At 40.0% G+C, this 26941-nt stretch carries 21 protein-coding genes; 10 read left to right on the top strand and 11 right to left on the bottom strand.

The features are described 5' to 3' along the window. Positions 1-155: 155 nt before the first annotated feature. Positions 156-419 (bottom strand): YkgJ family cysteine cluster protein, encoded by a 264-nt coding sequence (locus AN392_RS12955; RefSeq protein ID WP_041708812.1) that lies wholly within the window; start codon positions 417-419, stop codon positions 156-158. Positions 420-590: 171 nt separating this feature from the next. Here AN392_RS12955 and AN392_RS12950 point away from each other — a divergent pair, with 171 nt between their 5' ends. The 3 genes from AN392_RS12950 to AN392_RS18635 all read left to right on the top strand — a co-directional run bounded on the left by AN392_RS12950 (position 591) and on the right by AN392_RS18635 (position 5237). Then, complete coding sequence (locus tag AN392_RS12950) at positions 591-1763, top strand: efflux RND transporter periplasmic adaptor subunit (RefSeq protein ID WP_055012953.1); 1173 nt, start codon at positions 591-593, stop codon at positions 1761-1763. Positions 1764-1766: 3 nt separating this feature from the next. Continuing rightward, on the top strand, positions 1767-4919 hold the full coding sequence (locus AN392_RS12945; protein WP_055012952.1) for an efflux RND transporter permease subunit: 3153 nt from the start codon (positions 1767-1769) through the stop codon (positions 4917-4919). Between the two features lie 141 nt (positions 4920-5060). Then, the gene (locus AN392_RS18635) at positions 5061-5237 is read left to right on the top strand and encodes a hypothetical protein (RefSeq protein WP_193048942.1); all 177 of its coding nucleotides are present in this window, start codon (positions 5061-5063) and stop codon (positions 5235-5237) included. Positions 5238-5713: 476 nt separating this feature from the next. Here AN392_RS18635 and AN392_RS12935 read toward each other — a convergent pair whose 3' ends face one another. After that, on the bottom strand, positions 5714-6655 hold the full coding sequence (locus AN392_RS12935) for a LysR family transcriptional regulator (RefSeq protein WP_054201098.1): 942 nt from the start codon (positions 6653-6655) through the stop codon (positions 5714-5716). A gap of 127 nt (positions 6656-6782) precedes the next feature. Between AN392_RS12935 and AN392_RS12930 the strand changes: the two genes are divergently transcribed. Next, complete coding sequence (locus tag AN392_RS12930; RefSeq protein ID WP_055012950.1) at positions 6783-7439, top strand: nitroreductase family protein; 657 nt, start codon at positions 6783-6785, stop codon at positions 7437-7439. 45 nt (positions 7440-7484) lie between these two features. Here AN392_RS12930 and AN392_RS12925 read toward each other — a convergent pair whose 3' ends face one another. The 5 genes from AN392_RS12925 to dapB all read right to left on the bottom strand — a co-directional run bounded on the left by AN392_RS12925 (position 7485) and on the right by dapB (position 14771). Continuing rightward, on the bottom strand, positions 7485-8543 hold the full coding sequence (locus tag AN392_RS12925; RefSeq protein WP_055012949.1) for a S66 peptidase family protein: 1059 nt from the start codon (positions 8541-8543) through the stop codon (positions 7485-7487). Between the two features lie 169 nt (positions 8544-8712). Next, the gene (greA, locus tag AN392_RS12920; protein ID WP_010388635.1) at positions 8713-9189 is read right to left on the bottom strand and encodes a transcription elongation factor GreA; all 477 of its coding nucleotides are present in this window, start codon (positions 9187-9189) and stop codon (positions 8713-8715) included. Between the two features lie 50 nt (positions 9190-9239). Beyond that, complete coding sequence (carB, locus tag AN392_RS12915) at positions 9240-12458, bottom strand: carbamoyl-phosphate synthase large subunit (RefSeq protein WP_055012948.1); 3219 nt, start codon at positions 12456-12458, stop codon at positions 9240-9242. A gap of 16 nt (positions 12459-12474) precedes the next feature. After that, positions 12475-13611 carry a glutamine-hydrolyzing carbamoyl-phosphate synthase small subunit gene (gene carA / locus AN392_RS12910; protein ID WP_008113125.1) on the bottom strand — a complete coding sequence of 379 codons (1137 nt, stop codon included), beginning with the start codon at positions 13609-13611 and terminating at the stop codon, positions 12475-12477. A 362-nt stretch (positions 13612-13973) separates the two neighbouring features. Beyond that, positions 13974-14771 (bottom strand): 4-hydroxy-tetrahydrodipicolinate reductase, encoded by a 798-nt coding sequence (dapB, locus tag AN392_RS12905; RefSeq protein WP_055012947.1) that lies wholly within the window; start codon positions 14769-14771, stop codon positions 13974-13976. 570 nt (positions 14772-15341) lie between these two features. On the opposite strand from dapB, the gene AN392_RS12900 reads away from it, so the two are divergent. Then, complete coding sequence (locus AN392_RS12900) at positions 15342-16655, top strand: Na+/H+ antiporter NhaC family protein (protein ID WP_010388632.1); 1314 nt, start codon at positions 15342-15344, stop codon at positions 16653-16655. 118 nt (positions 16656-16773) lie between these two features. Then, a complete protein-coding gene (locus tag AN392_RS12895; protein WP_055012946.1) occupies positions 16774-17562 on the top strand; it encodes a hypothetical protein in 789 nt (262 codons plus the stop codon). Positions 17563-17640: 78 nt separating this feature from the next. Here AN392_RS12895 and AN392_RS12890 read toward each other — a convergent pair whose 3' ends face one another. After that, on the bottom strand, positions 17641-19545 hold the full coding sequence (locus AN392_RS12890; protein WP_055012945.1) for a hypothetical protein: 1905 nt from the start codon (positions 19543-19545) through the stop codon (positions 17641-17643). A gap of 102 nt (positions 19546-19647) precedes the next feature. Then, positions 19648-20445 carry a M48 family metallopeptidase gene (locus AN392_RS12885; RefSeq protein WP_010388626.1) on the bottom strand — a complete coding sequence of 266 codons (798 nt, stop codon included), beginning with the start codon at positions 20443-20445 and terminating at the stop codon, positions 19648-19650. A gap of 170 nt (positions 20446-20615) precedes the next feature. Between AN392_RS12885 and AN392_RS12880 the strand changes: the two genes are divergently transcribed. Continuing rightward, the gene (locus AN392_RS12880) at positions 20616-21815 is read left to right on the top strand and encodes a Bcr/CflA family efflux MFS transporter (RefSeq protein WP_055012944.1); all 1200 of its coding nucleotides are present in this window, start codon (positions 20616-20618) and stop codon (positions 21813-21815) included. A gap of 27 nt (positions 21816-21842) precedes the next feature. On the opposite strand, the gene grpE is transcribed toward AN392_RS12880, so the two are convergent. Together grpE and AN392_RS12870 are read right to left on the bottom strand one after the other, a co-directional pair. Next, entirely contained in the window at positions 21843-22454 is a 612-nt protein-coding gene (gene grpE / locus AN392_RS12875) for a nucleotide exchange factor GrpE (protein ID WP_008113139.1), read from the bottom strand. 58 nt (positions 22455-22512) lie between these two features. Then, positions 22513-23478 carry an HrcA family transcriptional regulator gene (locus AN392_RS12870; protein ID WP_055012943.1) on the bottom strand — a complete coding sequence of 322 codons (966 nt, stop codon included), beginning with the start codon at positions 23476-23478 and terminating at the stop codon, positions 22513-22515. Between the two features lie 167 nt (positions 23479-23645). Between AN392_RS12870 and nadK the strand changes: the two genes are divergently transcribed. The 3 genes from nadK (at position 23646) to recN (ending at position 26912) form a co-directional block, all read left to right on the top strand. Then, entirely contained in the window at positions 23646-24530 is an 885-nt protein-coding gene (nadK, locus tag AN392_RS12865) for an NAD(+) kinase (protein WP_008464501.1), read from the top strand. 75 nt (positions 24531-24605) lie between these two features. Next, the gene (locus AN392_RS12860; RefSeq protein ID WP_055012942.1) at positions 24606-25163 is read left to right on the top strand and encodes a hypothetical protein; all 558 of its coding nucleotides are present in this window, start codon (positions 24606-24608) and stop codon (positions 25161-25163) included. A 75-nt stretch (positions 25164-25238) separates the two neighbouring features. Further along, complete coding sequence (gene recN, locus AN392_RS12855; protein ID WP_008113147.1) at positions 25239-26912, top strand: DNA repair protein RecN; 1674 nt, start codon at positions 25239-25241, stop codon at positions 26910-26912. Positions 26913-26941: the final 29 nt, after the last annotated feature.

Raw genomic sequence — 26941 nt, 5'->3', positions numbered from 1 at the left:
CGAAATTACGCGTCAATAGCTAGCCTATTGCAAGTAAATTCAACGCAGTTAGCGCTGAAAATAGCTGCTTGAGATGGATTTATTATCCGGAGTTCAGGTTATCAACACTTTTCAAGCGTATTAATTGTAAATATATGTGTATTTAATACAATAAATTAGGTTAATTGCTCTAATTCGGTAATTAACGTTAATGCTTGCTCATTAGTCGTCCCGCATACATCTAACGTGGCACTAAAGTCACTGCACACTTTAGGGCGCGACTCATCACCAAATAACTTGCACAAATTTCGTTCATCCAGCTGAATACAACGTTCTCCGGCCTTTTTACCGTTTGGCATACCTGGAATTGGCGAGCTAATACTCGGCGCAATACAACATGCTCCACAGCCTAAACGGCACGCCATTGATTGTGTTTTCATTCTAACCTCAGTAATAAATTTCAATTTTTTTGTTGCTGCTTTGTACATAAATAGCGTATTTCGTTCTATTTGTAACCGCCTTGTGCAATGACTTGTTACATCTTCAAATACACTGTAAACATTTTATTGCGTATCATTAGTCCATCAGCACAATTTATGAAGGAATGCCCTGTGGCGACTAAAAAACAAATAATACTTCCGATCGTGGTCCTTGTTGGTGGCATTGGCCTCGCAGCAGGCTTTTCTGCAATGAAAAAGCCACCTGAAGAAAAGCCCCCCCAAGACATGCGTCCTTTGGTTGCAGCACAACCAGTTCACCTTGATGCAATAACCCTCGATGTAAAGTCGTACGGTATTGTACAACCAAAAGACCGCACTGAATTGATTGCTCAGGTGAGTGGCCAAGTTATTTCAGTTGCAGGACAATTTGTTGAAGGTGCCTTTGTAAAGCAAGGCGACATTTTAGCACGAATTGATCCAAATGATTACGAAGCTGATTTAATTGAAGCAGAAGCTGGCCTTGCCCAAGCAAGTTCAGCGCTTGAGATTGAACGCGCACAAGCGCATGTTGCTAAAGCCGAATGGGAACGCATCAAAGCAGACTCAAGCGATGTTACCGCATCAGCACTGTATTTACGTAAACCGCAATTAGCTGAAAAAATGGCGCGATATCGCTCAGCACAAGCAAGTGTAAAACGTGCTAAACGTAATTTAGAACGCACATATATTAAAGCTCCCTACGATGCGATTATAAACGAGCGCAGTATTAGTTTAGGCTCGGTAGTTAATCCTGGTAATAGCTTTGGCTCTCTTAGTTCAACTGAGGTCGCCGAGGTGCGTTTACCTGTTGCCGATAAAGAGCTGCAATACCTTAATAATAGTGGCATAGGTGCAACAGTTGAATTTAATGCGCAATATGCAGGGAAAGAAACCACATGGCAGGCTAAAGTGGTACGAAGTGAAGGTGTGATTGATCAAAAAAGCCGTATGAGTTATTTGGTTGCCCAACTTCAAACCCCATATGAAGGGGTTCAGCCACTTCGTTTTGGCTCATACATTAACGCTACAATTGAAGGCCGCGCCGTTAATGGCGCTATTGTCGTCCCTCATCATCTGGTTAAAAATAATAAAATTGCAGTATTAAACGATGATTTAACTCTATCATTTAAAACACTCAATATTATTCGCGAACAAGATGGCATGGTCATCGCTAATCAGGGCTTAGCAGAGGGAGAGCAACTGATTACTTCTGCCCTTGAATACCCAACCGAAGGAATGGCAGTAAAAATAGAAGATACAGTGACCAAACCAGACGTTACTCAACTTGCGTTAAAAGGAGAGTAAACGATGACCACAACTGATGAAAAAGGGTTAATTGCGTGGTTTGCGCGTAACCCCGTTGCTGCTAACCTAATCATGATTTTTGTCTTGATTGGTGGGTTATTAACCGCGCTGACAATTCGTAAACAAGCCTTTCCTCAATTTGAAAGTAACTGGGTAAGTATACAAGCTATTTACCCTGGCGCCGCGCCACAAGAAGTGGAAGAAGGCATTACTATAAAAATTGAAGAAAACCTTGAAGGTACCGAAGGTATTAAACGTCTAATCACTTACTCTAATCGAGGCTATGCACAAGCCTGGGTTGAGATTGAAGAAAAATATGACGCCAAAGAAGCGCTAGATGAAATAAAAGCGCAAGTAGATTCAATTAATACGTTTCCTGCGGGTATGGAACGCCCTGTTGTTCAGCGTGAAAAATTTCAACAAGAAGTAATGATACTCGCGCTTTATGGTGATATGAGTTATTACCAGTTAAAAGAACTTGGTAATGATATTAAAGATGAATTACAAAACCTTCCTCATGTAAACCTAGTTGATTTTTACAGTGGCTTAGACTACGAAATTGGTATTGAAATTAGCCCTGATAAACTTCGCGAATACGGACTCACATTTAGAGATGTTTCTAATGCGGTGCAAAGCTTTTCTACTAATATGTCGGCTGGTCAAATTCGCTCTGATACTGGCTACATTTCGATGCGTGTCGAAAAGCAAGCCTATCGTGGCGGTGAATTTGAAAAGTTACCGCTAATTACATTACCAGACGGTGCTCAAATTAAATTAGGCGATGTAGCCACCATTAATGATGGCTTTGAAGAAGGCTTACTTTATTCTAAATACAATGGCAAAAATTCACTGTCGTTTGAAATTGATGCCTCAAAAGATCAAGACATTACCGTTGTTGCTAAAGTCCTTAAAAAGTACCTAGCTGACAAAGCCGATCAACTTCCTGCAGGCGTTAAGTTATCACCCATCGTTGATTTAACCTACTACCTTGAAGGTCGCCTCGACATGATGGTCGATAACATGGTGTGGGGCGGTATTTTAGTTATGCTGGTATTAGCGCTGTTTTTACCTCTTAGATTAGCGTTTTGGGTAATGATGGGCCTACCAGTGTCTTTCTTAGGGGCATTCTTATTTATGCCTATCGGCTTTTTAGACATTACTATTAATATGGTGTCTTTGTTTGCCTTTATTATTGTTTTGGGGATTGTGGTTGATGATGCCATTGTTGTAGGTGAGTCGGCCAGTGCTGAAATTGAAAAACATGGGCACTCACTTAACAACGTTATTCGTGGTGTAAAACGTGTAGCCATGCCAGCAACCTTTGGTGTACTAACCACTATTGCTGCATTTTTACCTCAAGCAATGGCTTCAGGGCCGAGCGCTGCGTTTTCGAAAGCAATTGGTGTAGTAATTATTTTATGCTTAATTTTTTCACTGATTGAATCAAAACTAATTTTACCTGCACACATCGCAGCAATGAACCCGCGTAAGCCTAATCCTAAAAACCCATTACATAAATTACGTAATGCAGTTGATAGTGGCTTAAAGCATTTTGTTGAACATTATTACACTCCATTTATCGGTCGTTGTATCCATTATCGCTATACCGTGATTATTGGCTTTTTATGTATTTTAATTGTCAGTGCAGGACTCTTTGCCGGTGGAATGGTTAAATTTGTACCAAACCCTAAAATTCCGCATGATTTTCCGCGTATATCGCTAGAAATGAACCTTGCCTCTTCTGAGCAAGCCACGCTTGAAACAGCGCGTAAAATAGAAAATGTATTACTGAGCGTCGACAAAGAACTAGAGCAGCAGTATGGCCAATCTATGATCCGTGATTTGTCTGTTAGTCTGCGTGGTCGTACTAATGCGAGTATTATGGCCATTTTAGTAGAGCCTCACTTACGCCCAATCGATACCTTTGAGCTAAGCACTATGTGGCGTGAAAAAATGCCGCCGCTACCGGGGCTTAAAACACTCACTATTCAAGATAGTATTTTTGGTGGTGGTCGTGATGATGGCGACGTTAGCTTTAGACTCGAAGGAAAAAATGCCGACGAGTTAAAAGAAGTATCTAGCAAACTAAAAGCTAAGTTACAAAGTATGGAAGGTGTGGGTGATGTAAATGACTCACTGCAAAGTGCCACCGACGAAGTGCAACTTGATTTAAAACCACTTGCTTACAGTATGGGCTTAACCCTTGCTGATGTGGCCTCTCAAGTAAGCTTTAGCTATTACGGCCTTGAAGCACAGCGTATTTTACGTGAAGGTGAAGAAATCAAAGTAATGATTCGCTACCCGCAAAGCGAGCGTAATTCGATAAGCAACATTCAAGATACGCGTATTATCACTCCTGCGGGCGCTGAAGTTTCTTTAAGTGAAATAGCTATAGTCAAGCTAGTTGACGGCGTAAGCAGTATCAGACGTGAAAACTCAAATCGTACTGTTAATGTGTGGGCTGCGGTCAATAGCGACGAAGTAGAGCCATTTGCCATTGCACAAGAAATTCGTGATGTTTACTTACCAGCACTGCTTAAAAACTACCCTGGAGTAAAAAGTAATGTTGCAGGGCGTATTCAAGAAGAGATGGAGAGTGCTAATGAACAACTACGTGATTTTGCAATCTCATTAATGATTATTTTTGCGCTACTGGCCATTCCACTTCGCTCATATTCTCAGCCACTGATCATTATGTCGGTGATCCCATTTGGTGTTGTGGGTGCTATGTTCGGTCATATGGCTTTAGGTATGACAATGAGCGGATTATCAATGTTCGGCATTATCGCTGTAGCCGGTATAGTGGTTAATGATTCACTTGTTATGGTGGATTTTGTAAACAAAGCCCGTGCAGAAGGTGTGGCAATAAAAGAAGCGGTAATGCAAGCCGGAGCGCGTCGCTTTAGAGCCATATTACTAACCTCTGTTACTACTTTTATTGGCGTAATGCCCATTATTATGGAAACCAGTTTACAAGCAAAAATTGTAATACCTATGGCCGTATCACTCGCCTTTGGTGTGCTGTTTGCTACAGTAATAACGCTTATTCTTATACCGTGTCAGTACGTTGCGCTTGAGGATACAAAACGTCTGATCCGCAAGTGGCGCGGCAAAGACCCTATCGTCGATGGCCAACCAGCAACGACCAATAGTTAATTCAGTAAAATCCCAACCAAAAAAGCTCGGCATAATTATGCCGAGCTTTTTATTTATAGTTAAAAAATAGCATTAAACTATTTGCCAGTTTTTCTCCCTACTGGTAACTTAACTCTAAACTTTGCTCTAAAAGGATTAACCATGGGCACAATTCAGCTTATCTTATTTATCGCCTTTGCCGTATTGACTACTCTGGGTTACAAAAAGAATAACCGCAATTTAATGCTATTAGGTGCAATAACTATTTCTTTTGCATTTGTAGGATTAGATTTTTTACTAGGGTTTGATGAGGGATTATCAGGGACTGATTATGAATAAAAAAAGTAATACATTGGCCAAGTATGTTACTTTATTTGATCGCCTTATTTACGTTTACTGGTGGCATTATTGACTCCACCTATTCGAGCTTTCTCATTGGTTTTGGCTTTTGTTTTATGGGCTTTGCAAGCACTCGCTTAATCCCTGCAAACTCTCTTACTCGTAAACTAACTAGCCCTATAGCACAAACCCTCGTTCGCAAAAGAGATATAGCAACACAGATTATCGGATTTTTATTACTCATTACTGGGTTAGCTTTATCTATGTTACTCAACATATAATTGAGTAATTAAAAATATCCTATGATGAATACTATAAATTACTCGTTTTTATGCCTTTTACGTGATGATATTTAATAATCATATTTAAAAAAGGTACAGCTAAGTACCTCCCTCAGTCTAAACATATTCCTCATAAAGGATTTGATTGGCATTTTTTAATAACTATTTAAGTTAACGTTACTAAACGTGTATTTGTTACTCGTTAATTAATATGCGTTTATCAACAATCCCCTGCTTTACTAGCTGATTCAATAAGTGAGCGGTTTTTTCTCTGCACACATCACGCAATAGTCGTACAGCGGGAGTAATCGATTGCCTGCTTGGGCAAATGAGCCACAGCTCACCACAGGTATGCTGGTAATTATTCATCACAGTAACAACGCGTTTATTTAATAAGTCATCGGCAATATCTAACGCTGATTTAACCGCTAAACCTTTACCTGCAACACACCAACGCCTAACTAAATCGCCATCATTTGAGGCACGTCTGCCCTGCATTTTTACTTTGTATTTTTTTCCGCCGTCGGTAAATTCCCACACATTATTGATAATATCTTGCAGCTGGTAAAATAATCCGTGATGCTGCGCTAAATCATCTGGGTGCTCTGGCTCACCATATTTAGCTAAATAGGTAGGTGTAGCACAGAGTAGTCGCGGTACGTTGCAAATTTTAAATCCATATACACTACTATCACTGGGTGAGCCATAACGTAGTGCTATATCAACCGAATCACGAAAAAAATCGATATTGCTATCGCTAATGTGCGTACGCAAGCTCACACTTGGGTACTTATCCATGACTTCATCAATCCAAGGGATCACTAAGTTGCGCCCTAAATCAGATGAGGTAGCTACCCGTAACTCCCCTTCAATGGCATCATGTTCTCCTTTAAGGTTTTGCCTTGCCGTTTCAAGCACGGCCAGAGCTTGTTCGCATTGGGGAATGTATCGCTCCCCTGCACTAGATAAACGTAAATGACGAGTGGTTCTAATAAATAATTCACAGCCAAGTGCCAACTCTACACGCTTAATAGCAGCACTGGCCGTTGCTGTGCGCATATCTAACTTGGCTGCTGCTAGCGTAATGCTTCGACACTCAGCTACTTTTAAAATCAGTTTTAAGTCATCAACCTGCATATTATCTATTTTTATTTGATAATGATTCAATAATTATGCTGTTTATTTTAAATAAAGCAAATTGTATTATGCTGCTCATACACTCAATGAACACTATTTATCAGCCCTTTTTTATTATGGAGAGACTATGACTCACCCTATTATTCGCGATCTTGAAAGCCGCCACACCGCTAAACGTTATGATGCTACAAAGCGCATTTCTCAAGACGATTTAGCGGTATTGTATAATGCTATGCGTCTTTCTCCTTCGTCAATTAATTCACAGCCTTGGAAATTTATTGTGATTGAATCTGATGCCGCAAAAGAGCGTATGCACAGTACCTTTGCTAATAAGTTTCAATTTAATCAGCCACACATTAAAGCGGCATCACACATTATTTTATTCGCTCATAATCCGCAATATACCCGTGAAAACTATGGCCAAGTAATTGATGCTGATATAAAAAATGGCCGAACTCAAACAGAAAACCGCGAGCAAGCTTTTGGCGCCTTTGCGTTTGTGGATTTAAATACCGATGAGCAGGGTAATAATGCCGCTTGGACTAAAGCACAAACCTACATTGCTTTAGGCAATACTATGCATGCAGCAGCGCGCTTAGGGATTGATACCACACCGATGGAAGGCGTTGATGCACAACTGATTGGCGAAGAGTTCGCAAGCGAATTAGATGGCTACATCTGTGATGTCGCACTTGCGCTGGGCTACCATGACGCAGAAGAAGACTACAATGCTAAACTGCCAAAATCACGTTTAAGCAAAGAACAAATTATTCAGGTTTTATAAATCATAACTGCTCACTTTAAATAGTAAGTGAGCAGTTTATTATTACTAGGCTAGTTTTGTGACCACAGATGCACTGAGCACTTTGCCTTGTTCAACATCTGCGGTAACAGTGCATAATGCACCATTAACTAAGTTTAAATTAGGAGGAATGTGGCCAATATCAGCATCAATGATCACCGGAAATAAACACCCACCAAAAGCGGCATTTAAGCCTTGGCGATAATCAAACCCTGGGTCTTGCCCTTGTAAGGTCACATGACGACCAATAATCACCCCATTTATATCATCAAACATGCCCGCTAATTTAAGTGACAATAAAAACCTTGCAACGGTCGCTGGCGTGAGCTCTGCGCTTTCTAAATAAAGTACAATACCTTGCGAGGCATTGTGCTTTTTAAACTCATGCAGAGCTAAAAAAGGCGAATCAAGTAACAGCCCAACCGTATCAAGACACCCACCAAACAACCGCCCTGACATTTCAATACTGCGCTTATCGGTGTAATTTAAACATTGCCATTGTGTGGGAACGCTGTGATCAAATAATGCATTCGGGTTTTGTGCGTAATCAGGCTTGCTATGTTGATGGTTAGTCGAGGGGGCTTGCTCAAACTCACTGCTAGCCTCATAGCTTAGGCTTTCAAAAATTTGTAAACAATACGGGTCTTTTTCATCAGGGTGTAATTGAATTAAATTAGCGCTATGCAGTGTTGCCCAATTACATTTTGCTGTCAGTGCACAAGCAATCGTACTGACATCTGAATAGCCCACTAACCATTTAGGTTTAGCGTTTTTAATTGCGCTAAAATCAAGCAGAGGCAATATTTCCATTGCCAGCTCTCCGCCCATTGGCGGCATAATCGCATCTATTTCATCATCTAATAAAAAGTCCATTAATTGCTTGGCATGCTGCTTAGCTGTAAGTTGAGTTCGCGGCTCGTTTTGACGTAAAAACTCCCCCTCAACAATCTGATAACCTCGATGTTTTAAGCCATTAATGACAATATCTAACCGTGGATGGTATTTTGATTTGATCCCCGCTGATAAAGAACACACGGCGATTTTAGATCCCACTGTTAAAGGTGCCGGATACAGTATATTTGCCATATTATTTCCTTATTGAAGAATAGGTTACTACCATAACAACATAGCCTACATTTACAAACAATGAATAATATTCAACCGATTCTAAACCAAATATAAAAACCAAGCATAAAAAAACCAGTGCTTATTACTAAGCACTGGTTTTTATAAAACGTTAAAGTGAGTTAACTAATTAAATATACTCAACCTCAATGATTTCGTACTCTACATCACCTTTTGGTGTTTTGATAATCACAGCGTCATCCGCTTGTTTACCAATTAAGCCGCGAGCAATTGGTGAATTAACAGAAATTAAATTACTTTTAATATCTGCTTCATCATCGCCAACAATCTGATATTTAACTTCAGCGTCGGTTTCAACATTAACGATGGTTACTGTAGTCCCAAAAATCACTTTACCTGTATTAGGCATCTTTGTTACGTCAATCATCTGCATGTTTGAAAGTTTTGCTTCAATTTCTTGAATACGGCCTTCACAAAAACCCTGTTGCTCACGCGCAGCGTGATACTCAGCATTTTCTTTTAAGTCACCGTGTTCACGTGCATCAGCAATATCAGATACAATTTTTGGACGGGTAACAGTTTTTAATTCGTTAAGTTCATCGCGCAATAATTTTGCGCCACGAACTGTCATTGGAATTGATTGCATACTTTTCTCACTTAATCCCAAGGCCGTGGTTACGGCCTTGGCACATTTCCTTAGTTCAATCGCAGGTGTAGTTCTTGAACAGACGTCACTTTACTGCGGTCATCTGCTTGGTTAGCAGTACAGTTAGCAAATGCCGCATTCAATGTCGTAGTATAATTGGTTTTGTGCTGCAATGCACCACGACGTAACACCTTCGAATCTTCAATCGCTTGGCGACCTTCGGTGGTATTAACGATATAGCTATACTCGCCATTTTTGATTCTATCAAGAATGTGCGGACGACCTTCATATACTTTATTTACACGGCGAACCGTAATTCCAGCATCTTCAAGTGCAGCAGCTGTTCCACCTGTTGCATCTAGCTCAAAACCAAGGTCTGTCATGGTTTTAGCTAGTTCTACAATACGTGGCTTATCGCTATTACGTACAGATAGTAACGCGCGACCACCACGTGGTAAAGTGTTGCTTGCACCTAATTGTGCTTTTGCGAACGCTTCGGCGAAAGTATCACCAACACCCATTACTTCACCCGTAGAGCGCATTTCTGGGCCACGGATAGGATCCACGCCTTGGAACTTAGCAAATGGCAATACCACTTCTTTTACGCTGTAGTACGGTGGAATCACTTCTTTAGTAATGCCTTGGCTTGCTAAAGATTGACCTGCCATACAACGTGCCGCAACTTTTGCAAGTGCTACACCCGTTGCTTTAGATACAAATGGAACTGTACGTGCTGCACGTGGGTTTACTTCGATTAAATACACTTTGCCATCTTTAACCGCAAACTGTGTATTCATCAAACCAACTACGCCAAGCTCAAGGGCCATATCAGTTACTTGCTTACGCATTACATCTTGTACTTCTTGCGTTAGCGAGTGAGCTGGTAATGAACATGCTGAGTCACCAGAGTGAACGCCTGCTTGTTCAATATGCTCCATGATGCCGCCAATAATCACTTGCTCGCCGTCGCAAATTGCGTCAACGTCAACTTCTATCGCGTTATCTAAGAAACGGTCTAGTAATACTGGCGCTTCATTTGATGCAGATACGGCTTCGGTCATGTAACGACGTAAGTCTTGCTCATCGTATACAATTTCCATCGCACGACCACCTAATACGTACGAAGGACGTACTACCAGTGGGAAACCAATTTCAACTGATTTAAGTAGTGCTTCTTCAGTAGAGGTAACCGTCGCATTTTCTGGTTGCAGTAAGTCTAAACGCTCAACAAGTTGTTGGAAACGCTCACGGTCTTCTGCACGGTCAATGGCATCAGGTGAAGTACCAATTACAGGCACACCGTTAGCTTCAAGCTCACGCGCTAGTTTAAGTGGTGTTTGACCACCGTACTGCACGATAACGCCTTTTGGCTTTTCAACACGTACAATTTCTAGTACGTCTTCAAGCGTAATTGGCTCAAAGTATAAACGATCAGATGTGTCGTAATCGGTAGAAACCGTTTCAGGGTTACAGTTAACCATGATGGTCTCGTAGCCGTCTTCGCGAAGCGCAAGGGCTGCGTGTACACAACAGTAATCAAATTCAATACCTTGGCCGATACGGTTAGGACCGCCACCAATTACCATGATTTTATCACGGTCAGATGCGTTAGCTTCACATTCTTCATCGTAAGATGAGTACATGTAAGCAGTGTCTGAGCTAAATTCTGCGGCGCACGTATCAACGCGTTTGTAAACAGGTACAATATTGAGTTGATGGCGCTTTTTACGAATTTCAGCTTCTGACACACCAGCAATTTCTGCAATACGCGGATCTGCAAAGCCTTTGCGTTTAAGTTTACGCAAGAAGTCTGCATTTAAGCCGGCCATACCGACTTCTGAAATTTTAGCTTCATCTTTTAGGATGTCTTCAATTTGTACTAAGTACCAAGGGTCAATCTTAGTCAGTTCGAACACATCTTCAACACTCATACCATGGCGCATTGCATCGGCAATGTACCAAATACGCTCTGCACCTGGCTCACGTAATTCACGAATGATTTTTTCTTTTGCTTTCGGGTCGTCAAGCGCCACAATTGGGTTAAAGCCCGTTGCGCCTACTTCTAAACCACGTAATGCTTTTTGCAATGACTCTTGTTGGTTACGACCAATCGCCATTACTTCGCCCACTGATTTCATTTGCGTTGTTAAACGGTCGTTTGCACCGGCAAATTTTTCAAAGTTAAAGCGAGGAATTTTTGTTACCACGTAATCGATTGAAGGCTCAAACGATGCTGGTGTTTTACCGCCAGTAATATCATTCTGTAACTCGTCTAACGTGTAACCTACAGCAAGCTTAGCTGCGATTTTAGCAATCGGGAAGCCTGTTGCTTTAGATGCAAGCGCTGATGAACGTGATACACGCGGGTTCATTTCAATGATAACCATACGGCCATCAACTGGATTTACACCAAATTGTACGTTTGAACCGCCGGTTTCAACACCAATTTCACGCAATACGGCCATAGAGGCATTACGCATAATTTGGTATTCTTTGTCGGTTAATGTTTGTGCTGGTGCAACCGTGATTGAGTCACCTGTGTGCACACCCATTGGGTCAAAGTTTTCAATAGAACAGACGATAATACAGTTGTCTTTTTTGTCACGAACAACTTCCATTTCGTATTCTTTCCAACCAATTAACGATTCATCAATTAATAACTCGCTGGTTGGTGAAAGGTCTAAACCGCGCTCACAAATTTCTTCAAACTCTTCCATGTTGTAAGCCACACCGCCACCGGTGCCGCCCATTGTGAAAGAAGGACGAATAATACACGGTAAGCCGATTCGGGTCATGGTATCGCGAGCTTCATCCATTGAATGGGCAATTTCAGCACGTGGACATTCAAGGCCGATGTTACGCATAGCAACATCAAAACGCTCACGGTTTTCTGCTTTATCGATTGCATCGGCTGTTGCGCCAATAAGCTCAACGCCATGCTTTGCCAATACACCGTGCTTATCTAAATCAAGCGCACAGTTTAATGCCGTTTGACCACCCATTGTAGGCAGTACAGCATCTGGCTTTTCTTTTTCAATAATTTTTTCTACCACTTCCCAGTGAATTGGTTCGATGTATGTTGCATCGGCCATTTCTGGATCAGTCATGATAGTGGCTGGGTTTGAGTTAACTAATATAACTCTATAGCCTTCTTCTCTTAGTGCTTTACACGCTTGAGCACCAGAGTAGTCAAATTCACAAGCTTGACCAATTACAATTGGGCCTGCGCCTAAGATAAGAATGCTTTTTATATCGGTACGTTTTGGCATTATTACTCCGGTTAAATTAGTGGTTACGCGCTTGCATCAAGTCGATGAAGTGGTCAAATAATGGGGCTGCATCGTGCGGACCAGGACTTGCTTCAGGATGACCTTGGAAGCTAAACGCTGGTTTATCTGTACGGTGAATACCTTGTAATGTACCGTCAAATAACGATTTGTGCGTAGCACGTAAGTTATCTGGTAATGTGGCTTCATCTGCAGCAAAACCGTGGTTTTGTGCAGTGATCATTACAACATCGCGGTCAAGATCTTTAACTGGGTGGTTACCACCATGGTGGCCAAACTTCATTTTTACTGTTTTAGCACCTGAGGCAAGTGCTAGTAGTTGATGCCCTAAACAAATACCAAAAATTGGCGTGTCGGTTTCTAAAAAGGTTTTAATTGCATCAATGGCATAAGTACATGGCTCAGGATCGCCAGGGCCGTTTGATAAGAAAATACCATCTGGGTTTAAGGCTAGTACGTCAGCGGCAGAGGTTTGTGCTGGGACAACGGTCAGTTTACAACCACGATCAACAAGCATACGTAAAATGTTACGTTTAACACCGAAGTCGTAGGCAACAACATGAAACTTTTCATCATCAGCGTGTAAGGTTTTAAACCCCTCGCCTAATGTCCAGCTTGATTCGCGCCACTCAAAATTTTCCTTGGTTGAGACAACTTTTGCTAAATCCATACCTTTTAAGCCTGGGAAGGCTTGCGCGGCTTCGAGCGCTTTTTTCTCGTCTAGTTCGTCACCAGCAACAATACAGCCATTTTGTGCGCCTTTGTCACGCAAAATACGGGTTAGTTTTCTGGTGTCGATGTCCGCAATACCTAAAATATTACGTTCTTTTAAGTAATCATCTAACGATTGCTCGTTACGAAAATTACTTGCTAGCAGTGGCAAATCACGGATCACTAGGCCTTTAGCCCAAATGTGACTCGCTTCTTCGTCTTCGCTGTTGGTACCCGTATTACCGATATGTGGGTACGTCAAAGTTACGATTTGTTCCGCGTACGATGGATCAGTCAAAATTTCTTGATAACCAGTCATAGACGTATTGAATACTACTTCACCGACTGACATGCCGTCAGCGCCGATTGCAGTACCGCGAAACACTGTGCCGTCTTCTAGGACTAACAGAGCGGATTTAGTCAAGTTAAACCTCCTAACAGTAAAAAACGGGAGTAAACAAATTGCTTAACACCCCGCCAATACCCAAATAATTGGTCAAAACCTGATTTCTGTGAGCTTAAATTGTTTTACGCAGTCTTAAATGATGCCGATGTAAACCACTAAACCTTCATTCATTTTTCTTGCCTAAAACTCTTTTTATTCCCACACAAACCCCGGTTTTGCTAACCATATGAGTATAATTGGAAACACGCATTTAGTAATTTTTGGCAAATTGGCTGCATTCTACATGAAGTTGGCTTTTAGGTCTAACGCTAATTAGTAAATTGCAATAAATAAGTGGTTATAACAAAAAACCACCTCAAAGCGTTAAAAAAGGAACTTAACTACTTTAAATCTAGCACATCTTGCATATCATAAAGTCCTGCTGGTTTATTTTTCAACCACTGCGCAGCTCTTATAGCACCTAGGGCGAAGGTCATTCGCGAAGTTGCTTTATGGGTTAATTCAAGTCTTTCGCCCATTGTAGCGAAGTAGGCCGTGTGTTCACCTACTATATCGCCGCCTCTTAGCACCGAATAGCCAATTTCATTTTGTGATTTGGCCTGCTCTATGTTGTTACGATCATAAACAGCAACCTCATCATGATCCCACCCTTTAGCCTGTGCAATCGACTCGCCAATAGCTAATGCTGTACCCGATGGCGCATCGATTTTATGGCGATGATGCGCTTCAAAAATTTCAATATCTAAATCATCGCCTAATTTTGTCGCTGCTGTTTGCACTAAGTTAAGCAGTAAATTTACGCCCACGCTATAATTACGCGCAAATACGATCGGGATATGTTTAGCGGCATCTGTTAATAGAGCCATATCATCATGAGTTAAGCCAGTGGTGCCAATTACCATAGGTGTTTTTTGCGCAACAGCTGTTTTTAAGTGATTTCTCATGCCTTGTGGAAGGGTAAAGTCTATAAGCACATCTACATTTTCAACTTGCTGTTCACTGCTAAAGTGAATGTCTTTAGCTGCTGCACTATTAAGTTGATTAACCGATAGACCGACTAACTCAGACTCACTGCGTACATAGGCCGCCGCTAATTGTGAATTTTTATTGATTGTTGCTGCTTCTAAAAGTGCCAGGCCCATACGGCCATTCGCACCAAACACACCTACTCGATTCATCTTTTTACAACCTATGTATTTTTTAGTTAGCTAGATTTTATCTAAAACTCATGTAATAGTCAGGAAAGCTTATAAAAAAGCTTCGATTATTTTAGGGTCTGTTGACCTTTGCGGATTAAAATTTGTTTAAACTAGGAGCGGTTTAATCGTGGCGCGAGGTTTGTAACCTAGTGGGCTAAGTAAAAACCGAGCAACAAAGAGTAAATCGCTCCTAGGCAGAACCCTTCGGGCAGCGCCTGTTTGGCATTGATGCTGCGTTATCGCCTATTTATGGGGAATACCACACCACATAGGCTCTGCCTTGCCTAAATACCAAACAGACTGCTGCAAATTTAACCTTGAAAGATCAACAGACCCTCATAATAATAACAGATAGTCTTTGCATTTAGCCATCTATACATTTAAACTTCTTTTTTTGCGCCGATTTGGTCTTTGGCTTGCGGGCGCTGTTGAGTTACTTATCTGGTTAGATAGTAAAACAAACAACTAAATTCAGCTAAAAGAAGGATGCTTTGGCTGTTTAATATATCAATCGATTTCGATTGCTATGAATAATTAACGAGGATTATGATGCAGCCATCATTTGATAAAAATAAAGCAAGATTTTCTTTGCTCCCCCTACTCACCTTTGTTGCTATTTTTTTAGGCTCAGGCTTATATTTGCAATCTCAAGGGGTTGATTATGCATTTTATCAACTCCCAGCACCGGTCGCTATTTTACCTGCGATTGTTTTAGCCTTTATTTTAAATAAAGCCAGTATTAATCAAAGTGTAGAAACCTTTATTAAAGGCGTGGGTAATAACAATATTATTACCATGTGTCTTATCTATTTATTAGCAGGTGCTTTTTCTGCGGTTGCAGGGGCAACCGGTGGCGTTGACGCGGTTGTTAATGCTGGTCTCTCACTTATTCCCCCTTCATTACTTCTGCCTGGTTTGTTTTTAATTGCCGCGGTTATCTCTACTGCGATGGGCACATCAATGGGAACTATCGGTGCTATTGGCCCAATTGCTTATGCAGTATCAATGAAAACAGGGATTGATCCCGCATTAATGGCCGGTACCATTGTATCTGGCGCTATGTTTGGTGATAACCTATCAATAATTTCTGACACTACGATTGCAGCTACCCGCACGCAAGGCTGTGAAATGAAAGATAAGTTTAAAGAAAATCTTAAAATTGCGATTCCAGCCGCTATCCTTACTATTGCACTGTTGTTATTTTTAACGCCAGCTGCGCAAGTTGTTGAAACTAAAGACTACGATATTTTATTGGTGCTTCCTTATGCCTTTATTTTAGTACTGGCAGTAATGGGCTTTAATGTATTTGTAGTACTGTTAAGCGGTATTGTTTTCGCCGCATTGATGGGCTTTACCGGAAGCTATGAAGGCGCCAGCTTTGTAAAAGATATTTACCAAGGTTTTAGCGACATGCAGGAAATATTTTTACTGTCTATGTTTATTGGTGGCCTCTCTGAGTTTATTCGTATTAATGGCGGCCTCGACTACATCGCGCAAAAAATTCAAGCAATCACTAAGGTCATTGCAAAATGGCATCGCAAGGTAGCGGATCAGTTAGGGATAGCTGCATTAGTGCTAACCAGCAATATGTGTATTGCTAACAACACAGTGTCTATTATTGTGACTGGCCCTATTGCTAAAAAGCTGGCTGACGATGGCGAAATTAGTGGTAAACGTTCTGCCAGTTTATTAGATATTTTTGCCTGTGTTACCCAAGGGTCTTTACCTTACGGCGCACAAGCACTTCTGCTTGGTGCTACATTTAAAATTAGCCCATGGGAAGTATCAACCTCATCTTACTACTGCTTTATTTTAGCCTTTACCGCTATTGCGGTTATTTGTTTACGTCGTAATAAAGCTTAAATCTTCTTTAAACAGTGTATTAGCCACATGCTAGTACGCTGTTTATGACAATAAATAATTAACAAATTAACCGTCTTTGCTATAATGTGGTATTCAGCGTGTCACATAAAATATGGTTATGAAAATTAAAAACTTACTTCCTCTCGTTGCACTTAGTGCGTGTGCCTTAAGTTCAACAGCTACTGCTGCTAATTGGAGCAGTACTGCGCTTCATATTAACAACGGTAATCATAAAAACCCGTTCACTGAACAAAAATCAAGCACCACGGTTTATTCATTGCAACATGCTTCAGGCCATGACTATGGGGATAACTTTTTCTTTATTGATTACAGCACTGATGGCAATGACGATAACTACCAAGATCAAGACTTTTACTTTGAAGGTTATTCTACGCTTAGCTTATCGGCCGTTATGGACGAAAAAGTAGCGTCTGGTGCGCTCGTTGATGTTGGCCTAACCATGGGTATTAATGCCGCAGGCGATGCTAAAGTTGTTAAATACTTACCGGGTGTAAAATTAAGCTGGGATGTGCCTGGTTTTAATTTCTTCTCAACCCTTGTGACTGCCTACATTGATGATAGTGAAGGTGTTGCGAAAGGCGGTGCGCCAATTGAAACCAACAGCTGGATGTTTGACGTTGCTTTTGAATATCCATTTATGATTGGCTCACAAAAATTTAGTGTTAAGGGTCATGCGGAATATATTGCTGAGCGTGAAGATGAGTTTGGTAATGACGTACGCGCTTGGTTTTTAGCTCAACCTATTATTGTATGGGATATGGGGCATGCGCTAGAGATGAAAGAAAACACCTTACTGTTAGGTATGGAGTGGCAGTACTGGCATAACAAACTTGGTACAGATGTTACAGAGTCAGTTCCACAAGTACACATAGAGTGGACTTTTTAATAACAAAGTAAATTAAAAAGTGCGAACCATTTCGCACTTTTTTAAGTTCAAAAATATATGTTTTATCTAATTGTTAACCTATCGGCAATTAACTGAGAAGTAGTCGTCCCCGCTCTTTACTTCTAACTCAGGAAAATGTGTTATCAGACGGTTATAGCCTTCTTTAGATCGGATTTTGAGAGCAAATGAAGCTCGAAGATGTTGCGATTCAATGTGAGCTCCATTGCGAGTAAAAAAGTTTATAAATGCTTTATTTTTCTTATTTTCATAGGTAATTGGATCACCGGAATGAATAGAGAGTTCCGAATAATTTTGGATAAAGAAATAAAGAGGATCCAATTCATTTTTATTATCATAAGCAACGCCACCCAGCCTAGTGTTTAATATAGCGAAGGGTTCAAAAACGCCTTCAGCTGAAAACCTATTCAATAAAATCTGCGCATCCTTTAACTGCTCGAAATTTAATGAATTAAGCCACAAAGTTAATCCTTTTAATCCTGCGAATCCTCCTAACAATTCCGAATGACTACTTAACGGTTTCAAACCAACATTACTTAGTCTAGCTATAATTTCTTGCTCATTTAAGCTAGTTGCTTGGAGGTAATCTCGAGCAATAATAACTGCTAATATAGATTTTGTTTCAGGTAACAAAGCAGGTAAATCTAAGGTTTCTAAATCGAGTTCTTGCAATGAAGTGTTTTGATTACCAATTGCTTGATTAATTATCTTACTCGCTGCAGTAAATTGACTTTTTATTAACGGTAGGTTTTGTAAAGTTTGTTTATTTTTGCAGTGCTTAAACTCAGGTGAAGATTTGATCTTTGCAATAAAAGGCTGATCTTTAAATGTTTCAATTTCATTGGGTGTTAATTCACGGCTTGTAAACCAATCCTTCGTTGATTGACACTTTTTGATGTCCAGTTGTTGCTCGTCAGTTAAATTGTTTTCTTTTATATTCAATTGCAATATAGGGTTCGGTTTCTCTATATCATCGATTAAAACGATTTTAATAACGATCCCTTCGTTATTTAATTTCTCAACCCCCTTATTGACCTTTTCGTTACTAAACCAAGGGTGTGTGATTTTTTGATAAAAAACCTGCTTCTCTAATAACCCTAAAAGAGTTAAGAACAATTTATGCTCTGTTGGATTAGTAATTTCATAATCTTCACCACCTATAATAGTGAGAAAATTCAATGCTAATTTATTATCGAAGCTTACATCTGATAACTTTAAATCAGGGTAACGCTGCAAAAGCATAATAGCGGATTGTAGCTGCTGTTTAGTCAACAACAGATTTAAAATTGAATTTAAAGGAGAAAGTTGATTATTGTTAAGTACATCATATGGAATTTCTGAAAAAGTCCGTTCAATTTCGTTAAAAATTTCAACGGCAGAGGTATTTGTTGAGCTGACCTTTTTGTAAATCGTATCTGTGGGCAAGTTTTTCCAAAGTATATCCAAAAGGTCAGTGTAATCAACAACAGTTGTTATATTTAAGTCCGGTGCGTTAACGTAATCGTATTGAGCGATTAATCTTTCACTATTCGGTATTGATTGTAAAATCGGAAGCAACTTTTCAACTGACTTTGCTAATGCCGCTTTATCGTACCAAGTTTTAGCCACTGACCAGTAACTCGAAAACCATATTGCCTCGGCGACCTGCTTTGCTGTATACCCGTTTTTAAATGCTTGTGAAGCTTTTAGCTCAATATCACGTTCATTATTATCTCGTAACTGATACTGCTTATAATTTAGCTCTTTGCATTGCTCCTCATTCGGGATATCAGTAGGAAATGGCTGTTTAACATAAATATTTTTGGCGTTTGTGTTATTCCCGAAATTAACTTTTGGCTTTTTAATATCAACATTGGCTTCTGTTGGTGTAAGCAGGGTTGAATTATGACGCTTACTGGATAATATACTGAAAACTGTAACTAAGCTGATCAAAACAACGCTAATGATTACAACTATTTTTTTCATCCTTGAATTTTCCTATTTAGCTATTACAAACTACATGTTCTCATTTTCAAGTTAGTTTGATTAAGCTCGCAAACTAATGTTAAACGAGCTTATAAGGTTTTGTTAAAACTTACACTGCGGATTTTTACCTTGTGCTTTAGCTGTTTTTTGCTCACTAAGCGCTTTACCCATTTGCGATTGTAAATTTGCAATACGGCTTGTTGGTGCTGGGTGAGTTGATAAAAACTCTGGCGTTGCCCCACTGCCCGCTTGACTCATATTTTGCCAAAGCGTAACAGACTCTTTAGGATTGAAACCTGCTTGCGCCATTAAATCTAAACCAATAACGTCAGCTTCTGTCTCATGTGAACGACTAAACGGTAAAACCACACCATATTGAGCGCCAAGACCAAGTCCTTGCATAATTTCATTGCGGTATTGCACGTTGCCCATTTCAAGCGCCGCACTGCCCACTTTCATTCCAGTTTGTAAAATAGAGCTTTGTGAAACACGTTCATTTGAGTGCTCTGCAATCACATGACCGACTTCATGACCTAAAACAGTTGCAAGCTGATCTTGGTTTGTAGCAATTTTTAATAGTCCAGTGTGCACCCCAATATAACCACCTGGCAATGCAAAGGCGTTTGCAGATTCATCTTCAAATACCACCACTTCCCAGTTTTGAGATGCATAATCTGTTGGTAGAACGGCTACTACTTTATCAGCAATACAATTGACGTAACTGTTTACTTTTGGGTCTTTATTTACCGGCTGATTTTTTTTCATTTCTGCAAAACTGGCAGTGCCCATCTGACTCATTTGTTGGTCTGAGTAAAGCGCAATTTGCGTTCGTCCAGTTGGTGATGTTTTACAACCTACTAATACTGCACTAGCAAGTACTGCCAAAACCAATTTCTTCATTATGTTACCCTAGATCATTGTTTTATTAAGTATAGAATAGCAAACGCGGTGTTAGTTTAAAATCTTTGCTTTTTGCGATTAAACAATTAAGTTAGCAGGCAAACTAAGTTTATCCAACGCCATTGCCCTGCTATACTGCCCAACCTATATTCGTTGTTTTGAGTTTTTAAATGAGCGCTTCGGCTTCTTCTTTTAATACCCGTATTTTATTGCCTTTATTAGCCAGTATTGTAGCAATCACGCCTTTAGCCATCGATATGTACTTACCGGCGATGCTGGTAATTGCCAACGATCTCAATACTAGCATGCCAAATGTTCAAATCTCGTTGAGTATCTATTTAGCAGGTTATGCATTGGGCATGTTATTTTTTGGCCCTATAGCCGATCAAATTGGCAGGCGTAAACTAGCGCGAATAGGGCTCAGTTTATTTGGCTTAAGTTCACTCGCATTGGCATTTACTACTGAAGTGCATACTTTTTGGGTGTTAAGAGCGGTACAGGCATTTACTGGGGCAGCTGCCACGGTTGTCGTTCCTGGGATAATAAGGCACATATATCAAAAAAATACCGCTAAGGGTATGTCGTATGTGTCTATGATCATGATGATAGCGCCTTTACTTGCCCCCTCTATCGGCTCAGTTATTTTAGGCTTTTCGCTGTGGTCGACTATTTTTATTGTTTTAGCGGCTTATAGCTTTGTAATTTTACTTTTTGTACAGCGTTATTTAATCGATATCCCGATATTTAAAAATGATCGAAAAGGGTTATCGCTATTCTTTTCAAGTTACAAAATTGTATTAAGCAACCCGCACGCCCGCGCTGATATTTTAAGCTCGATGTTTGTGTCGTTTGGCTTTTTTTGCTTTTTAACCTCGGTTCCATATATTTACCTCGACTTATTTAAAGTATCGGAACAATTGTTTGGCCTGCTATTCGCTTTTAATGTAATGGCGCTGATGTTTGGTAACTTTTTAAATACTCGCGTAGTGCCAAGTATTGGCTCACGAAAAATGCTTTATTACGGGCTAATGTGTGGTTTTATCTCTGGCACAGCATTACTCAGCTTTAGTGTGTTGCATTTATCGCTTTACTTTATTGTTGCGGCTATTGCCCCGTTAATGATGAGCTTAGGCATAATAGCAAGTAATGCAGATTCATTAATTTTGATGAAGTTTGAACAAAATACCGGAACTGCCACGGCGGTTATCGGCACCTTGCGTTTTGGTAGTGGCGCATTAGTAGGCCCTATATTAGCGGTAATGCATGCACAAAGTGCGGTTCCATTTTCTAGTTTAATGTTTAGTGCGGTGGTACTTACAATACTGGTGCAGTTAATACATTATTTTAAAGACAAAAAAAATGCCTCATAATGAGGCATTTTTAAATTGTATACTTAATTAAGCGTCAGCGGCTTTAGATACCATAACCATTGCAGGGCGTAATAAACGGCCGTTTAATGTGTAACCTTTTTGCATTACTGCTAAAACAGTATTTGGTGTTACATCGTTGCTTGGTTGGATTGACATTGCTTGATGAAAGTCTGGGTTAAACTGCTCACCTTGAGGGTTTACAATTTCAACACCAAATTTAGCTACCGCGTCGTTAAAGCTTTTCACCGTCATATCAATGCCTTCAAGTAAAGGCTTAAGCGTTTCATTTTCTTTATCAGAAAACTCAATAGCACGCTCTAAGTTATCTATAACAGGGAGTAATTCATTAGCAAACTTTTCTAGTGCAAATTTGTGTGCTTTTTCTACATCTTGTGCAGCGCGACGACGCATATTGTCCACATCTGCAGCAGCGCGAACTACGCTATCTTTTTGATCTGCAATAGTTTGCTTTGCAGTTTCAAGCTCGGCATATAACATAGCAATTTCTGCTTCAGGGCTTTGCTCTTGCTCAGCATGTTGTTCTGCTGCTTCAACTGCCGCCTCAACGTCAGCTTCCATTTGCGTCACTTCTTCGTTCAGTTCTACTTCTTGCTCTGGGTTTTGTGTCTGCTCAGACATAAAATATACGCTCCAATTCTTTACAACTGCGGTAATTATGGGGATTGAATAAAAAGATTCAAGAGCTCAATGGCTCTAATAATTTAAATTCTTGGATTATTTTCTCTAATTGCGCTGATTTTGGACAAATAACACAAAAACGACTTTGATATTCTTGGTTTTGAAAATACGGCACACTGATCACGATAAGATCATCACAGGAGCTAAAAGGTAAGTTTTCAGTATTGAGAATAGAGACCCCATTTTTGAAAACGAGTTTATCTTCAACAAAATTTAAGAATGACACACCAATATTGAGACTTTGCTCACAGTCTATTTTTTTATAAAGGTAATTTTCGCCAACAACGATGCTGTTATCTGAGCCTAATTTTTGGCTTAGCTCACGGGTCCATTGAGTTAAAGAGTCATGACAATTACGCGGAGCCGTATTTGCCATTGCCTGCATTCGGTAGAGGCCTTCAATTAAAGATTGCTGACTAAAAACCGTATTGAGCCAAGTAGCAAATTCATAGCGTTGGCTATCGCTAGGGTCATGAGGCTTATTAATACAAATATTGTGGCTCTGCCCTGCTCTATCTAAGAGTAAAATAAGCCAGTTGTTTGCATCAAAGTCGAGCACTTCTACCCTAAATACCTGCTGTGTTCTAACCTGCGGTAGCCCCACACAACAGCATACTTGGTAACGTTGACTCAAGCCATGTGCTAGCTCAACCAATTGTGCCTGCTCAGGTTGCCAATAATTAGCAATATCATTGAGCGTAAAAAACTCATCAAACCAATAGTCAAACCCATCATTGGTTGGCACTCGGCCAGCCGATGTATGTGGTGAATACAACAAGCCTATTTTTTCAAGGCGCGCCATCGCGTTACGCACAGTGGCAGAGCATACCGCCATACCTTTTTGCTTTGCAATTTTTGTTGACGGCACAGGTAAGCCATCGCCATTACAGTACATACTCATAACAGCGGCAAATATTTGCTGATCTCGTGGGTTTAGTTTCATGTTATCTACATCTTTATGCATAGCTGTTATATCGGGGCTAAGTATTATTATTTCAAGTATAAAAAATACAATAAATCTAAATTTTACAGTGAATTAATTAAATCCGCTGGTTATTACTAAGATCTGTGTTTTCAAACACTTCTGTTTTAGGTTACTCTACAAATATTAGAACTCTCAGTGTATTTATTATGGACTCTCCCTTTAACACTATCGGCTTGATTGGTAAGCCAAATCATCCTAATGCTGCCGCTACTTTACAACGATTACATACGTTTTTATTAGCTTTAGGCTTTGAGGTGATTGTTGAAAAACGTACAGGGAGTCAACTTAGTGATGTACCGAGCGACAAACTCGTAAAGCTCGTTGATTTAGGCGAGCGTGCCGACTTGGCGATTGTGGTTGGAGGCGATGGCAACATGCTGGGTGCTGCACGGGTGCTTGCTCGCTTTGATATAGCCGTAATTGGTGTAAATAGGGGTAATTTAGGCTTTTTAACTGATTTGAATCCAGAAGGGTTTGAGGGTAGCTTAGAACAGGTACTCAGCGGCGATTACATTGAAGAAAAACGTTTTTTATTAGAAGTTGAAGTGTATCGTCATAACGAACTTAAAAGCGCTAATTCTGCAGTAAACGAAGCAGTACTTCATGCTGATAAAGTAGCACATATGATTGAGTTTGAAGCCTTTATAAACGATGACTTTGTATTTTCTCAACGCTCCGATGGTTTGATTGTGTCGACTCCAACAGGCTCAACGGCATACTCTTTATCAGGCGGTGGGCCTATTTTAACACCAGAGCTTAATGCAATGTCACTGGTTCCGATGTTTCCACATACTTTATCAAGTCGCCCTTTAGTGGTGGATGCTGATAATGAAGTGCGTTTAAAGCTTAGTTTAGAAAATACTGATAGCTTACAAGTAAGCTGTGACAGCCATGTTGTACTCGCCGTATTACCGGGTGATGAGGTAGTTATACGTAAAGCTGACAAAAAATTACGCTTAATCCACCCAAAAAATTATTCTTATTATAATGTGCTACGTAAAAAGCTAAATTGGGGTAGCCGGTTATACTAATTTTATTGCCAAACATGCAACTTTAGCGCAAAATATCGGGCTAGAATTTTTAAATATCATCAGGAAAAAGTAGTAATGACTTATGTAGTGTTTCTTGCTTTATTATTATTAATTACTTTACTTGGCAGCTACTTGCTAATTGAGAGTAATCGAAAAAAAACCATTGAAGCAAAGAAAAAACTGTTTAACGAGCGCGTAGCAAGTACTCAATCACGTTTAAAAATAAAACTAAACGAATTACTTGATGCAAATGTCATCAGTGCTAAGCAGCTTCCTCGAATTCAAGCAGTTGTAAGTAACTTTTTCGTGGTACAGCCTCACACCGATGAAAATTTAGTTAAGTTGGAATCGTTATGTGACCAACTTATTAACATACTTAACGAAGAGCTTATAAAAACCTATAAAAGTAACAATAGCCAAGCATTTGCCGACAGCACTCAATATTTTATAGCAGAGTTGCCAGCTCAAGGTATTTTATACAATAAAAATTTTTACCAAGAAGTCCTTCCTACGTTAATCTTAAAGTTGAAAACTGAAGACAACATACAACCAGTTGATAATATTGATCTTAACGATGAAACCCTCCCTATTGATGAAGAAAAAAAAACACTAATTGAGTCCAGCCTTGCTTAAAATATAGAAATTTAATTTGCAATAAACCAAAACACTGTATAAATTAACAGTTAATTCACTGGATGGATGAACAGTATGTTAATTGGTTTAGAAATTAAAAATTTTGCAATTGTAAGTAATTTAAGCACTGAATGGCATTCGGGCATGACCGCTATTACCGGTGAAACGGGTGCGGGTAAATCAATCGCTATTGATGCGTTATCATTGTGCCTTGGAGAAAGAGCAGAGGCTTCAGCTGTGCGCCCAGGCACTGATAAAGCCGAGGTAAGTGCGCAATTTGATTTAAGCAATTTGCCACACGCCCATGCATTTCTAGAAGAGAACATGCTTAATAATGACGATAACGAATGTCTACTTCGTAGAGTTGTTTGCAAGAATGGCCGCAGCAAAAGCTACATTAATGGTAGCCCTGTCACCGCTGCACAGCTAAAAGAGCTAGGCCAATATTTAATTTCTATACACGGTCAACATGCACACCAGCATCTATTAAAAGCAGAGCATCAATTACAGCTACTGGATGCTTACGCCGGGCACCAAAATCTAGTTAATGCTGTAAGCCAACGCTATAAACGTTATGCTGATTTACAAAAAGAATTTAAACAACTAGAACACCAACAACAACAACAAGCTGCGCAAAAACAATTATTAGAATATCAAGTGGCTGAGCTTGATGAATTTGCGTTGCAAGCTGGTGAGTTTGAACAAATAGAAGCAGAGCATTATAAGCTCAGTAACAGCCAAACTATTTTGCAATCTTGTCAGCGCGAGCTACAACATTTATACGAAAGTGATGAGCAAAATGCGTGCTCTCTTTTACAACACAGCGCACAACAATTTAATGAACTTGCACATTATGATGAAACCCTGGCCAATGTAGCAGCATTACTGACAGAAGCAGCGGTTCAAGTTGAAGAAGCAAGCAGAGAAATACGCAATTATACTGAACAAGCTGACTTAGATCCTACTCGCTTAACGGAAGTAGAAAACAGACTCAGCGGCGCTATGGATTTAGCAAGAAAACACCATATAAAGCCACAAGAGCTCGTTGAGTTTCATCAAAATGTAACACAAGAACTAGACTCTATAAGCAGTAATAGTTCGCGCCTCGAACAGCTTGAAGGTGAAATTGCAGATGCTCTTGAAGATTATCAAACGGCTAGTGAGGAATTAAGTGCTAGCCGTCATCAATATGCTAATACACTTAATGGCTTGATCAGCGAAAGTATGGCTAACTTATCCATGGAAAATGGCGTATTTGAAATAGCTCTTACAGCACATACCGATCGCTCTCCAAACAGCTTAGGTTTTGATAATGTATCGTTTTTAGTATCAACAAACCCAGGGCAACCACTACAACCTTTAGCAAAAGTAGCCTCTGGTGGTGAGTTATCACGTATTAGTTTGGCTATTCAGGTTATTATTGCCCAAAAAGTCACGACTCCTACGCTTATATTTGATGAAGTGGATGTCGGTATTTCTGGCCCAACAGCTGCTGCCGTTGGTAAACTACTGCGCCAATTAGGTAAATCGACACAAGTAATTTGTGTAACTCATTTACCGCAAGTGGCTAGTAGCGCTCATCAACAATTTTTTGTTGCCAAAGAAATTGCAGACGGTGAAACGTTTACTCATATGCTGGCATTAAATAAAGATGGCAGGGTTAATGAAATTGCGCGTTTGCTGGGTGGTGATAACATTAGCAAAACAGCTAAAGCAAATGCAAAAGAGCTTATAAAAGCGCACGGATAAAATTATACATTTATAGTGCGTTACCTTGA

The sequence above is a fragment of the Pseudoalteromonas sp. P1-16-1b genome (assembly GCF_001401785.1).
In the GTDB taxonomy this organism is placed as follows: domain Bacteria; phylum Pseudomonadota; class Gammaproteobacteria; order Enterobacterales; family Alteromonadaceae; genus Pseudoalteromonas; species Pseudoalteromonas undina.
This window is presented reverse-complemented; position numbering and strand designations above follow the sequence as displayed.